The sequence below is a fragment of the Allobaculum fili genome, from assembly GCF_020969955.1.
In the GTDB taxonomy this organism is placed as follows: Bacteria; Bacillota_I; Bacilli_A; order Erysipelotrichales; family Erysipelotrichaceae; genus Allobaculum; species Allobaculum fili.
This window is the reverse complement of sequence record NZ_JAHDSX010000055.1, coordinates 1-13,512: the sequence shown is the minus strand read 5'-3', so window position 1 is coordinate 13,512 and position 13,512 is coordinate 1. Positions and strand designations below refer to the sequence as shown.

Sequence of the window (13,512 nt, the reverse complement as noted above, 5' to 3'; positions counted from 1 at the left end):
TTTGGAGAAATCGATACCGAGATCGATTGCAGGGATGATTGATTCCATGAAAAAGCCTCCTTGAATAAAGGAATTATCCCAAGGAGGCGGTCGAGAAAATACCCGTCTTTTATTTGACGCTTACAGAAGACTGGCGGAGGTAGCGTTTATATTATTGATGAGATTCAGTTAACCAAGAGTAAAAAAGGTATTACTGCTTCTTACTGCTATAAGAATGAACAGAGTTATTCTGAGACACAATCTTTGGATTACAGCTTCTCAGCGGATTTGGTCTATCGGAAAAAGACACCTGATATGTATGTGTTGAACTTCGACAATAACGGTGGACCTGATCTTGTCCTGCAACCAAAAACAGGGCAGCGAGGAGAAATCGTCACTCTTCCAGATGTGAACGTAGAACGACCAGGATATAAATTCCTGGGCTGGTCTATTTCAAAGGATCTGCGAAACGGTAATGGAGATCCTCTGTATCCAGCCTCTACGCCTTATCAGCTTACGCAGGAGAATCAAACGCTTTACGCAATCTGGCAAGATGAGAGTGTTAATTTGCCTGCAGAGTTCTATATCCGGTTAGATGGTGAGATCCCATTCGAACCGAGTGATTACAAGACTGGCGATTACACGGACATGATCAAGATTGAGGGAGCAATTCAGGAAGAACGTTGGATTATTGACAACAGCCATAACGGTTATGTGGAAAAAAACGACCCGAAAGTCAACGCCTTAAATGATGTTTCACAAAAACTGAATGTCCTTCCGACCGCAGATCAGATTCAAAATGTGATGAAGAAAGCAGGCCATGATTTTGATCCGGAAACTGATTATGTGCTCTGGTATGTGCAAAAGCTTCAAAACCTTTCCGAAAATGAAGGAAAAGGAAGATGGCATGTAGACGGAGTTGTATTGAAAAAGCAGCTTGTCAACGTTACATACAATCGAAACTGTGATGATAACTCAGTCCAGGTACCTTCTGGATATCAGAAAGAGCTTGGGACTGAGATCACAGTAGGTCATGACAGTGATGGAAAAGAAGTTGTCCCTGAGCGCGTTGGATATATTTTCCTTGGCTGGACGAAAACTCCGGATGGAACTGGACAGACGATCTATCACAGTCTGGATCCTTACATTCTGAACGAAAATACGACCTTTTATGCGCAGTGGGCTTTGGATTTGAAACAGCTCATTGTTCGAAAAAGTGTTGTGGGTAACTTTGCGGATCGAACGCAGAAGTTTGAGTTCCACGTTCGAGTGTTAGATAGCGACTACAAGCCTTATCTGTCTGCAAACTCAGCGATTGAGCCTGACGACGCAGGATGGTACACATTTGATCTGAGTAATGGTGATCAATGCATTTTCAATGTTCCGCAAGGCGGTCATTATCAGGTGTGGGAAGATCCATTGGGATACACCGCATCCTACAAAATCACCACTCAAACGAAGACGGAATCTGGTAGTACGAACGATACTGGATCAAAAGAGTTTAACGGGGAAACAGTGGTAATCTTCCAGAATGAAAAGCAGGGAACTGTTCCTGGTGGTCTTCACGATGACAGTGAAGAAAATTCAGTTCTTGTTACCGGCGGTGCTTTAGGCATTCTGGCTCTCGCAGCCTATTCCTTAATTTTCCAAAAGGAACGTGAACATGAGCAGCGCTAAAAGCAAAGGGAAAACCACACCTGAGAAAAAAGAAAAAATGAGCCCGGAATCCTGCAAGAACATGGAGGATCTGGCTCAGTTCATTTCCCAGATGAAATTTACCAAAAAGACTTTTGGCGGTGTAAGTGAGCTGAGCGTATGGCGTCAGATGGAAGAATTGCAGAAAGCCTATCGAACCGTCATGGCGTGTCAGGAATCGTACTACCGAGCTTTGCTGGATGAAAAAGATCTGGAAATCCAGAAACTCAAAAGCAGCGATTCCTCTTCGCTTAGCGAATAAAAATTTAAATGCTCCATATAAGAGGTTAGAAATCAATGCAAAAAAAGAAAGCAAAACCAGTTACCCCGGAAGCAGTGATTGCTCGAAGGCGAAAGGATTTACTGGATCGGCGAGACATCAAATCCTTTCTGACTCGGCTGGCGGGACTAATCCTCTTCATTTATGTCCTGTTTGGCGTCGTCTTCCGACTCACAATCGTTTCCGGTGATGACATGAAACCTGCACTTCGGTCTGGTGACATTGCTCTGGTCTACTGCTTTCCCTCGAATTTATGGAACAACGATATCGTTTCCTATGAGGCAAACGGTAAAGTCCGGACCGGAAGAATTGTCGCACGGCCCGGCGATACGGTAGAAATTACCGAAGATGCGAAGCTGAAAGTAAATAACGGAACCGTCAGTGAAGGAGAGATTTATTATTCCACCCCTGCATACGATTCAGACGTTACGTACCCATTGCTTCTTGGCGACAATGAATATTTCATTTTGAGCGACTTTCGAGAAGGCGCAGCCGACAGCCGGCAGTTTGGCCCTGTTGAGCGGGAAAACATTATTGGAAAAGTTTCCACGATTCTCCGCCGCGTCTCTCTCTAAATTCAGCCGCCCTTTCAAAGATTTAACTTTGAATAACAAATCATAAAAAATTTCTCGGAATTTGGTTTATGTCGGTCCAGGGCTTATACCGATTCATTGAGAAATGTGAAAGAGGAAAGAAAATGAAAAACTTTAAGTCTCTCGCAGCTCTTACAGCAGCAAGCATGATTTCTCTGGCTAGCGTAGCTACTCCGATCTTCGCAGCTGAGGGCAGTACACCAACATTCAACACAACTTTAACTACTCACGATGGACATCACCCTGCAACAGCTACAACCTTCTCCTATACGATCACGCCTGCTATAGGTGATTCTGAATGGTCTGAGACGGCTGCTGGAGGTACGATTTTCAACGGTGAAGCTGCACCCAATCTGCATGTAGAAGCTGATGCAGCTCCAGAAGATGTTGATACTACTAAAAATATTATTGAGTACACCCAGAGCAGGATCGTATGTGACAACGTAAATGCTTTTAAAGGAGCCGGTGTATTTAAATACACGATCAGCGCTGATGACAAAACTGGTGATAACTACCACGGAGTTACTGTGGATACGAAGACTTACGATCTGTATGTAAACGTAGAATGGGAGGGCACCAATAAGGTAATCAAGAGTTATACCTTCAGAAAGGCTGGCACAGACGTAACCGATCCAGCAGGCAAGGAAGATGACCTCGTGTTTGCGCATGAGTATGATACGCGTCCGCTGACTGTCTCCAAAACTGTAGGTGGTAATCAGGGAGACAAGGCGCAGAAATTTGACTTCACGCTCACTGTTACGAAAAAGCCTGGACAGACATTCACCATTAAAAGTAATAACAATCAAGAGATTACTCCGGCCACTAGTACAGCAGATGATCAGGTGACTTACATCTTCAAACTTGCTGACAGTGAATTCGTAACGATTGACGGTTTGACAGCTGATGATATCTACACAGTAGAAGAGCAGAGAGCTGGGTATGAAGCAAAACACAGCATTAATGATGCGGCTGATCTCCCTGGATCCAAAGCTGAAAACATTGCAATCAACGATGGACAGGAAGATAAAATCAAATTCACCAACACCAAAGATGGTAACGTTCCCACGGGTATCCTGATGACTGCTGCTCCTTATGTAGCTGTAGTTGGTCTGGGCGGTGTATTCGCTGGCATGTTCTTCCGTCGTAAACGCGAAGACTAATTTCGGATCATCGAATCTGGAATAGACGAATTCATAAGAAGATTTAGAGCTTCTCATGAACAAAGGAGAAAGAGTTAAATGGACAGAGCTGCAAAACTGGCCCGGATGGGAGATCGACTGATCAGTTTCATCGCAATGATTCTTGTTCTTTGCATGATGCTGTACGGCGGCTATTCTCTCCTGGACAACTGGCGCTTGTCGCAGGCAGGCTTTGGTTCCGATCTGATGAAATACAAACCGGCTCCTGGCCAGTCCTGGTCAATGGATGAACTGGTGGCGATGAACAAAGACGTGATCGGATGGATTACGATCGATGATACACATATCGACCAGCCGATTGTTCAGGGCAAGGATGACATGGAATATGTGAATAAGGATCCTCTGGGAGACTTCTCTCTTTCGGGTTCGATCTTCCTTTCCTGTCTGAACAGCCTGGACTTCTCGGATCCCTATTCGCTGCTGTATGGACATCATATGGAAAACGGCGGAATGTTCGGAGATCTGACGAAGTTCCTGAAAAAGGACTATTTCGATGATCACAAAACGGGGACGCTGTATTCTCTGGATTCGCAATGGGATATCGAAGTGTTTGCGGTACTGAAAACTGATGCTGCAGACCCGGACGTATATTCCATTCCGCAGGGAGCTTCGACTCTTGACGGACGATTCCTGGAACGGCTCAAAAAAGACTGCCAGCAGTACCGCGATATCGGCGTAAAGCCGGATCAGCAGATCATTGCTCTTTCGACTTGCTATGACGTTGAAACAAATGGACGCGTCCTTCTCTTTGGCCGCATCCAGAATAAGCAGGAGGTGAAGAATGCTAATGAAAATTCGTATGAACAAAATTAAGCATCTTCTTCTTGCCGGTCTTCTATTCGTGATGTCCTTTCAGCCGATTTCGGTTTACGCGGCGTCTTCAGTCGATGTAAACATCCCGGTTTCCACCTTCTTTACGGAAGGAAAACCGAAACCGGGTCCCGAAGTATCGGTTGTAACGGAATTCCGACTTGAAGCTGTTGACGGCGCACCGCTTCCTCAGAAAACCGTACTTCGCATTAACGGCGAAGGGAAAGACTGGTTTGGAAATATCACGTATACCGTCCCTGGCGACTACTATTACGTGCTCGTTTCCGATCTGATCGAGGGAGACAACTGTGAACTGCTGATTGAAGACGATACGACGATCCGCGTTTCGATCACGAATGGTGAAGACGGCCTGGTGGCTGTCGTGAAGGCCTATCCGTCAATGGATCATGCGGCGTCGGATCAGGCGAAACGCGATACCATGCAGGAAATTCAGTACAAGCCGACGATCGACCCGGGCGATGACAGCTCGGACACTTCCTCCGGCTCCAGCAGCGACAAGTCTGATTCAGGCAATAAGCCAAGTGATTCAGGAAGCAAACCTGGCGGTTCGAATGGATCGGGAAGCAACTCCAGCTCCTCGAATCCCCCCACCAAGGGCCATGGACCGAACACTGCCGCAGCGCTTAGTGCCAACCTTTGGATCTGGATTGCTCTTTCCGCAACGATCATTCTGATCTTCACGCAGAGAAAGCTTTCCCGTGATAAATCGAACCGGTAAGCGCCGGGCAGAAGAAGAAACAGCCTAAAACGCTTATCCATTTCTATCCGCTTAGTGCGGAACTTAGATGGAAAATCAGCAGCTTTCCTAACGTGCTCTAGCATGAGGAAGGCTGCTTTTTTGCATGCGTTTCTAAACGTTCGCGGATTGAAAATAGAGAATGGCGGCGAAAAAGGTTACGCGCACTGCAGGGGTGGGAGGGCGGTTTGTCAAAAGGAAAATAATCCATTAAGATTTGTATGTTAAGGAGTTGATTGTTTTGTCTCGTAAAGTTAGAACTCGTTTTGCCCCATCTCCGACTGGCTATATGCACATTGGCAACCTGCGTACAGCTCTGTTTGAGTATCTGATTGCCAAACACGATAACGGCGACTTCCTGCTTCGTATTGAAGATACGGACCAGGGACGAAAAGTCGAAGGCGCAGTAGATATTATTTATAAAACTCTGAAAGATGTCGGCCTGAACTGGGACGAAGGACCAGATATCGGCGGCAATTTCGGACCGTATATTCAGTCTGAGCGTCTTCCTATGTATAAAGGCTATGCCGAAGAACTCGTAAAAACCGGCCATGCCCACTACTGCTTCTGCTCGGAAGAGGAAATTGAAGCGCAGCGCAAGGAAGCTGAATCCCTCGGTATTTCCTTCAAGTTTGACGATCCCTGCAAGCATCTTGATGCCAAGGAAGTGCAGGAGCGTATCGATCGCGGTGATCCGTTTGTTATTCGTCAGACCATTTCCAATGTCGGAGAAACATCCTTTGATGACATGGTTTACGGCCACATCGAATTTGACGGCGACCTGCTCGACGAGCAGATCCTGCTGAAATCCGACGGCTATCCTACGTATAACTTCGCCAACATCATCGATGACCACACGATGGAAATCAGCCACGTTGTTCGCGGCAACGAATACCTGTCTTCGACCCCGAAATACAACCTGATTTATGACGCGTATGGATGGGAAAGACCTACTTATGTTCACGTTCCGCCCGTAATGAAAGATGAGAAGCATAAGCTGTCCAAGCGTAACGGCGATGCGTCCTTCCAGGATCTCGTAGCCAAAGGCTATCTGCCCGCTGCCATTATCAACTACATTGCGCTGCTGGGCTGGGCACCGCCAACGGAGCAGGAGATCTACACGCTCGAAGAGCTGATCGATGTCTTCGATGTATCCCGCATTTCCCGCTCTCCGGCGATTTTCGATATCGACAAACTGACCTGGATGAACGGCGTCTATCTGCGCAGCATGGATGAGGATACATACTTTGAAACGGTTAGACCGTATCTGGAAAAAGCTGTCAAAGGTCCGTATTCCCATCGTGAAATCGCGAAGATCATCCAGCCGCGTATCGATATTCTCAACCAGATCGAAGAGGCTGTTGATTTCTTTGATCAGCCAGGCGACTACGATCTCGAGATGTATCGTCACAAGAAAATGAAATCCACACCGGAAACGGCCCTGACCGCACTGAAAGCCGCGCGTGAAGCCATTGCCGGTATTCAGGACTGGACAGAAGAAAACGTTCACGAAACTCTGCTTGCTCTGCCAAAGGAAATGGGCATGAAAAACGGGCAGGTTCTCTGGCCTGTACGTACTGCCGTATCCGGCAAGCAGTTCACCCCGGGCGGCGCGATTGAAATCGTGCATATCCTGGGCAAAGACGAATCCCTCGCTCGAATTGATCAGGGAATCGCGCGTCTCGAAGAGGTGCTCGCCTAGTCGTTTCCTTCAGGAATCGTTCCGACTTAAACCATTACTGTGCTGTATCCTTATGGTATGGCACAGTTTTTTTCTGTCGGTTTTACCCGTCCCATCCCAATTCTGCAAATTTTGGAAAGGAGTGAGGATTGATGAGCTGGGAACAGTTTATTCATAACAATTTCTTGATGAAGCTTCTTGCGGCCACGATTGAACTGGTGATCGGTTTCTTTTTAGGACCTGCGGTTAAGCGTCTGATTTTGCGTCTGCACAATCGAAAAGGTGTGGATGAAGGCGTACTGACATTTACCGGATCGCTGGCGAACATTCTGATTCGCATCATTGCGATTATTATTGCCTTAGGCCAGATCGGTGTGGATATGTCGGTAGCTGTCGGCGCATTTTCCGCATTAGGCCTTGGCATTTCTCTGGCATTAAAGGACAACATGTCCAACGTAGCCAGCGGTCTGCAGATTCTGATTACCAAGCCGTTTAAAGTGGGAGACTATATTGCCTGCAACGAGTGTGAAGGCACAGTGGTTTCGATTGAAATCATGTTTACTACCCTGGAAACGTTCGATAATCAGGAAGTGGTTATTCCCAATACCGTTCTGATTTCCAATTCCATTACCAACTATTCGTGCTATCCTTCCCGGCGTCTTGTCATCAAGGTTCCGGTCAGTCTGTTTGTGGATCCACAGGAATTTCGAAGTGAAGCGCAAAAGGCGATGGAAGCCTGCCCGTACGTGCTCAAGGATCCAAAACCGAAAACCCAGATCGGCGATTATCTGGCCGACGGCAGCGGTATGGAAATCAATCTGGTCTGCTACTCCACGATCGAACAGTTCTGGGATATGAAGTTTGCTTTGCAGGAGGAAATTCAGAAAATCCGAAGCAGCCTTGCCCTGGCAGCACCGACGGATGTCATCACCCTTTCTTCTGCTCCTGCAGGCGTAAAGGAGACCAAAGGAAATTAAGCATGAATCTCTATACCTATATTTATTTACCGGCAGTCGAATCGTATCGACTGCCGGGCTTTTCGAGAGCAGATGCGCTGCCGGTTCTGATTCAGATTCGGGAAGCCAATCTGTCGCTTGATCTGACGAGGCAGCTTTGCGGCGATCTGGTCAGCACAGTCTGCGCTCTGGATGCACCCAGTCCAGCTCATCCAAGCGGATCGACCAATTCACTTACGGTAAGTAAGAAAGCAAGCGCGGTCACCATCATCAACAATCCGGATCAAACCGATGCCAAACCGGAACAGAAATTTGAACAGGAACGTGAACAGGAACAAGAGCAGGAACCAGGAATGGAACCAGAACCGCTGGAAACCCGGCTTTCCAAGACGCTCGAGCAGGCGCGTCAGACTTTGCAAGCGGAAAAGGCAAAAAAGAAAACGAGTCACTGGGTTCGAGAAGGTATGGATCTGCTTCTGTTCGTTCCGCTCTGGATTGCCATCAAGCAGGTATTGATCAATCTCTGGATGGATCCGTTTTTCGCGCATGAAGCGCTGCCGATGACGATGCACTTCGGTCCTGGTGATCTGATTTCCGCACTTGGCGTCTACGTGGTCGCTAAACTGCTCATCGCCTGCATTGCCCGCTATCCAAAAGGCTGGAAACGGTGGCTGACGATCGTACTTTGCCTGATCGGCTTTCTGGGTTCGGATTATGTCGGCCGAATGAACTGGCCCGGGGCGATTACGGTTTCGCCATGGAGCGTGCTGCTCGTGTGTGCAGTCGTATTCGCGCTGGCGTACGTATGGCATGGTCAGGTGTTTGGAAACCGAAAAAACGAACCTCGAATCAGCTAAGCGGATCGGATCTGCTGGGACGACTCAATAGCGTCGGAAAAAGATCAGACTTTCCCATACTCCGAATCGCGTTGTAGAATAGGAAAGAACTTTTTTACAATTCACGGCCTGGAGCCACTCTCCAGGCTTTCGTTATGGAGCATGTTATGAATATTTTAACGACTATTCTCAAGACGCCCCAGTACAGTCAGGCTCTGCTGTATACCGTGATCGTTCTGATCGTGGCGATTATCGGTATCTTCATCCCGCTGCGCTGGCAGTCGATTCTGACTACGCCGTTTTCCTTCCGCACGTTTGGAATTCGCAAAATCCGCCGATGGCATTCGAGGACGGACACGCTTGGAAACATTTTCCTGTTTCTGAGTATCGTCTTCTGTATCCTGGCGCCCTGGATTCCGTATTCTCCATGGATTTATCTGGGATGGCTCATTGTGACGTACATTTGCTCGCTTTCGCGCGCGATTCGTATGACGGCGGTCACAAACAAAAAGATCAAACGGACGATCATCTTCTTTACCACGCTCGTATTTGGCATCGGTCTGCTTTCGACCATGGGCTTTTACAACCATTACGTGCTCTGGATTCGTTCCTTCTTCTTTGCGAACGCGATCGAATCCCGTGCCGCTTTCGATGTGATGTATTACCTTAACTCGGTCAACCCGGGAGCGTATTTGCTGCAGACGCTGCTACTCATTACGCCGCTGTTCTTTCTGTGGCGCCAGTTCAAGTACATGCGTCTGGAAAACACGTATCCGGCTCGCAACGTCGGCTTCTATATTGTGAAGACGATTCTGCTCTGCCTTTTCATGGCGGTATTCGCGATCTTCGGCCCGACCGGCCTCGATAACATTTACAACGTGGCCCCCGAACAGCGCATCAGCGAAGAAGTGAAAAATAAGCCGATGAGCCGGGAAGACGCCAAAGCGTTTGAAAAAGAGCTGGAAGAGCGAAAACCGCAGGAAGAAGAAAACAAACCCGATCAGCCTTCCTCTCAGCAGTCGGAAACCCAGGCGGAGCCGCAGCCGGAAGAACCGGTACCGAATCCGGAAGAAAATCCTGAGGTACAGCCGGATCCCAATGCGATCCCGCCAGAAACTCCGGTCGATCCAGGCATCGATCCAAACAATCTCGCCGATCCCAACACGGCGCCCGTTCAGGTTTAAGTTCGGATCGAGACCCCTTCTTGAATTTTTGAAACGGAACGCACCCTCGCGGTGCGTTTTTGTGTTGGAAAAAAGAAGACGGAGACTGCGAAAGATCCGCACGAGAATCTGGGGATGGGTCTCTGAGAAAAATTCGGAGAAGACTTTGGAGAAGAGTGACGATTCGAACCGGGACAAGGATTTTCAGAAGGGAATCCAAAAGGATACGGGATACCAGCGCAGCGCCTTCCGGCTGCTGCCGGGCTGACCGCAGGCAAACGAAGCGGTTATCGGCCATCCTGGAAAAACAAACGGTCAGCCGATGAACAAAGAAACGATCGGTAAAAAGAAGAGGCAAAAAAGGAGGCGGGAAGAGCAATCTGTAAGGGAAAGCTTCAGGAGACAGCCGCCAGAGAAAAGTACCCCGAAAACGAATGGAAACAAAATCAAACCTGAATTCCCCGGTGGAAACCGAAAAAATCCAAAGGAGCCAAAACGGTGTCCGGCGAAAGCGATAACCGGTCCAATTGGGCGATTCAGGCCGGGAATTGGCCGGTTGGGCGTTTGCTCTTCTATAATGGGGTTCAGAAAGAAGGGACCAACCGATGAATCAACCTTTAAAACTGCTCAGAGAAAAAATGGCTGAGCATAACGTGGATGCCGTCATCATTCCGACTTCGGACTTCCACGATACCGAATATGTCTGCGACTATTTTGGCGCAAGAAAGCACTTCTCCGGATTTACCGGAAGTGCCGGCGTTCTGGTCGTTCTGAAGGATCAGGCGGGTCTTTGGACCGATGGCCGCTATTTCCTGCAGGCTGCCCAGGAGCTGAAAGACTCTGGTGTAGACCTGATGAAAATGGGCATGCCCGAAACGCCATCGATTGAACAGTACATTCTCGATCATGTCGACAACGGCGGAACGCTGGCGTTCGACGGCCGCTGCATTTCCATGCATGCCTTTGAAAAGTATCAGGATCGCATGAACGAAAAGAACATCCGGATTGAAACCAGTCTGGATCTGGCCGGCGAAGCCTGGCCGGATCGCCCGGAACTCCCCGCAACAGAAACGTCCCATTTCGATGAAAAATACACCGGAAAATCCATGGAAGAAAAACTGTCCGAACTGCGTGAGGCCATGAACAAAGCCGGCGCCCGTCATCATGTTACCAACAAGATCGACGAAGTAGCCTGGCTCTATAATCTGCGTGCCCACGATATTCCAAGCTTCCCAGTCGCTCTGGCCTACACGATTGTCGATGAAGACGGCGGAACGCTTTATATCGATGAAAGCCGCCTCGATGCGACAAGTGCCCAACTCCTGAAAAAAGCCGGCATTCGCACGGCACCGTACGATCAGGTCTACGACGATGCAAAAGCTCTGGAAGGACCGGTTCTGATGGATCGCGACTTCATCAACTCCCGCATTGGACGTTCGATTGAAAACCCGATCTGGCAGGATAACCCGATCCAGCTGATGAAAGCCTGCAAAAACGAAACCGAAGTTAACGGATTCCGTGAAGCGCACAAGCAGGACGCGGTGGCGATGATCCGCTTCTGGAAGTGGCTGGAAGACGAAATGAAAGCCGGTCATGTGTTGACCGAAACATCGGCTGCCGATCAGCTGCACGAATTCCGTGCCGCTCAGCCGGACTTTATTGAAGAATCGTTCACAACCATTTCTGCGTATGGCGCGAATGCGTCGATGCCGCACTATCATCCGGATCACGAACATCCCGTCGTGATTGAAAACCGCGGTCTGTATCTCGTGGACTCCGGCGGACATTATTACCCAGGTACTACCGATATCACCCGTACGTTTGTGGTCGGCGATCTGACGGATGAAGAAAAAGAAGCGTTCACCCGTGTGCTGCAGGGACACATTGCTCTGGAAAAAGCCGTATTCCCGGCGGGCGCCCGCGGTCTGAACCTCGATATTACCGCCCGTGAACCGCTCTGGAAAAACGGTCTGGACTTCAACCACGGCACTGGTCATGGTGTCGGTCATGTGCTCAGCGTACACGAAGGTCCAAACGGCTTCCGCTGGCGGATTGTTCCGGAACGCAAGGATTCCTGCGTTCTGATGCCGGGCATGGTGACTTCCGATGAACCGGGTCTGTATGTCGAAGGCAAGTACGGCATTCGTCACGAAAACCTGCTCGTTACCGTTCCGGCATTTGAAACCGAATTCGGACAGTTTTACAGGCACGATGCGCTGACGCTCGTTCCGTTTGATGTTCGCGGTCTCAACGTAAAAGAAATGGAACAGAACGAGATCGACTGGCTCAATGCCTATCATCAGCGTGTCTATGACGAAATTTCGCCGCGTCTGAATGAAGAAGAAGCCGCCTGGCTGTACGAAAAGACCCGCCCCATTCACGCGTAAATTCAAAATCGAATGAAAAAACGGCTCTTTTCGTTTACCTGTCCGCACTGCGGGCGCTCCTTCTACCTCTCGCGCGATACCTATCTCATTCGCGATGAGAAAAGCACGGAGTATCAGCGGCTCAAAGACGGAACCTACTTCATGCACCAGTGTCAGGGCTGTCATCAGCTTTTTCCTCTGGAATATTCGCTCGTCTGGCGCGACCCGCGCTCTTCGCTTTCGCTGATCTGTACGGACCGCAATCCGGAAGGCTTTGAAGGCAATGTGGTCATCACCCGCTCCTCCCGGCAGTTTCTGGAAGCTTTTTCGATTCTGGATCTGCAGCTTCCGCTAAAGGAAACGCTGGCGCTCAAGCGCCGTCTGGAAAAGGAATACGGGACAAGGCTTCGCATTGTGGACTACGACGCGCAAAAAAGTATTCTTTGGCTGGATAAAGACGGAGATCTGATTGGAATACGGTCGATTCTTCCAAAATCTTCTTAGACGTTCAGTAAAATACAGAAAAGAAAAGGAGATTTTCCAACAATGAGCAAATTCGTCAGCGAGTTCAAAGAATTTATCTCGCGCGGCAACGTTGTGGATATGGCTGTAGGTATCATCATGGGTTCCGCCTTCACTGCCATCGTCAACTCCCTCGTTACCGACATCATTACGCCTGTCGTCGGCATGATCTGTGCCGGTGTCAACATTGCCGATCTGTCCGTGACCATCGCCTCCGCAAAACTGCAGTACGGCCTCTTCCTTCAGGCTATCCTCAACTTCCTGATCATCGCCCTCGTCGTATTCTGCATGGTCAAAGCCATCAATACGGCCCGCGCCAAAGCCGATGCGCTCAAGAAGAAAAAAGAAGAGGAAAAACCGGCCGAAGAAGAAAAGCCGGATCCTCAGCTGGTTCTTCTCGAAGAGATCCGCGACCTGCTGGCCAAGGAAAACGCCGCCAAATAGGGTTTCGAATTTCGATCCTTTTACAATTCCGAATTTCATTCAAGCCGTCTGGAATGCTGATTCCGACGGCTTTTGATTTGCGCATGAGCTGCCAGAGGTGCGAACGGTAAGCGTCAAATAAAAGACGGGTATTTTCTCGACCGCCTCCTTGGGATAATTCCTTTATTCAAGGAGGCTTTTTCATGGAATCAATCATCCCTGCAATCGATCTCGGTATCGATTTCTCCAAAG

The 13,512-nt window shown here is 48.8% G+C and carries 13 protein-coding genes; all 13 read left to right on the top strand.

Annotation, left to right across the window (positions count from 1 at the left end; genetic code table 11):
* The first annotated feature begins 243 nt into the window (after window positions 1-243).
* The 13 genes from Afil_RS09575 to mscL all read left to right on the top strand — a co-directional run bounded on the left by Afil_RS09575 (window position 244) and on the right by mscL (window position 13,281).
* On the top strand, window positions 244-1,656 hold the full coding sequence (locus Afil_RS09575; protein WP_230268336.1) for an InlB B-repeat-containing protein: 1,413 nt from the start codon (window positions 244-246) through the stop codon (window positions 1,654-1,656).
* A 37-nt stretch (window positions 1,657-1,693) separates the two neighbouring features.
* Complete coding sequence (locus Afil_RS09570; protein WP_230268335.1) at window positions 1,694-1,936, top strand: hypothetical protein; 243 nt, start codon at window positions 1,694-1,696, stop codon at window positions 1,934-1,936.
* 35 nt (window positions 1,937-1,971) lie between these two features.
* Window positions 1,972-2,529, top strand: coding sequence for a signal peptidase I (gene lepB / locus Afil_RS09565; protein WP_230268334.1), 558 nt, complete (start codon window positions 1,972-1,974; stop codon window positions 2,527-2,529).
* 122 nt (window positions 2,530-2,651) lie between these two features.
* Window positions 2,652-3,707, top strand: a complete 1,056-nt coding sequence (locus tag Afil_RS09560) for a DUF7601 domain-containing protein (RefSeq protein ID WP_230268333.1) — start codon at window positions 2,652-2,654, stop codon at window positions 3,705-3,707.
* A gap of 78 nt (window positions 3,708-3,785) precedes the next feature.
* Window positions 3,786-4,559, top strand: a complete 774-nt coding sequence (gene srtB, locus Afil_RS09555) for a class B sortase (RefSeq protein ID WP_230268332.1) — start codon at window positions 3,786-3,788, stop codon at window positions 4,557-4,559.
* Window positions 4,534-5,295 (top strand): hypothetical protein, encoded by a 762-nt coding sequence (locus Afil_RS09550; RefSeq protein WP_230268331.1) that lies wholly within the window; start codon window positions 4,534-4,536, stop codon window positions 5,293-5,295. The genes srtB and Afil_RS09550 overlap by 26 nt, the downstream gene beginning before the upstream one ends.
* Before the next feature lie 259 nt (window positions 5,296-5,554).
* The gene (gltX, locus tag Afil_RS09545; RefSeq protein WP_255658369.1) at window positions 5,555-7,015 is read left to right on the top strand and encodes a glutamate--tRNA ligase; all 1,461 of its coding nucleotides are present in this window, start codon (window positions 5,555-5,557) and stop codon (window positions 7,013-7,015) included.
* A 131-nt stretch (window positions 7,016-7,146) separates the two neighbouring features.
* Window positions 7,147-7,971, top strand: a complete 825-nt coding sequence (locus tag Afil_RS09540) for a mechanosensitive ion channel family protein (RefSeq protein WP_230268329.1) — start codon at window positions 7,147-7,149, stop codon at window positions 7,969-7,971.
* A 2-nt stretch (window positions 7,972-7,973) separates the two neighbouring features.
* A complete protein-coding gene (locus Afil_RS09535; protein ID WP_230268328.1) occupies window positions 7,974-8,807 on the top strand; it encodes a hypothetical protein in 834 nt (277 codons plus the stop codon).
* A gap of 146 nt (window positions 8,808-8,953) precedes the next feature.
* On the top strand, window positions 8,954-9,970 hold the full coding sequence (locus Afil_RS09530) for a hypothetical protein (RefSeq protein WP_230268327.1): 1,017 nt from the start codon (window positions 8,954-8,956) through the stop codon (window positions 9,968-9,970).
* A gap of 584 nt (window positions 9,971-10,554) precedes the next feature.
* Window positions 10,555-12,336, top strand: coding sequence for an aminopeptidase P family protein (locus tag Afil_RS09525; protein ID WP_230268326.1), 1,782 nt, complete (start codon window positions 10,555-10,557; stop codon window positions 12,334-12,336).
* Between the two features lie 12 nt (window positions 12,337-12,348).
* Window positions 12,349-12,819, top strand: a complete 471-nt coding sequence (locus tag Afil_RS09520) for a CpXC domain-containing protein (protein WP_230268325.1) — start codon at window positions 12,349-12,351, stop codon at window positions 12,817-12,819.
* A 42-nt stretch (window positions 12,820-12,861) separates the two neighbouring features.
* Window positions 12,862-13,281: a large-conductance mechanosensitive channel protein MscL gene (gene mscL, locus Afil_RS09515; RefSeq protein WP_230268324.1), complete on the top strand. Its 420-nt coding sequence runs from the start codon at window positions 12,862-12,864 to the stop codon at window positions 13,279-13,281.
* Window positions 13,282-13,512 lie beyond the last annotated feature (231 nt).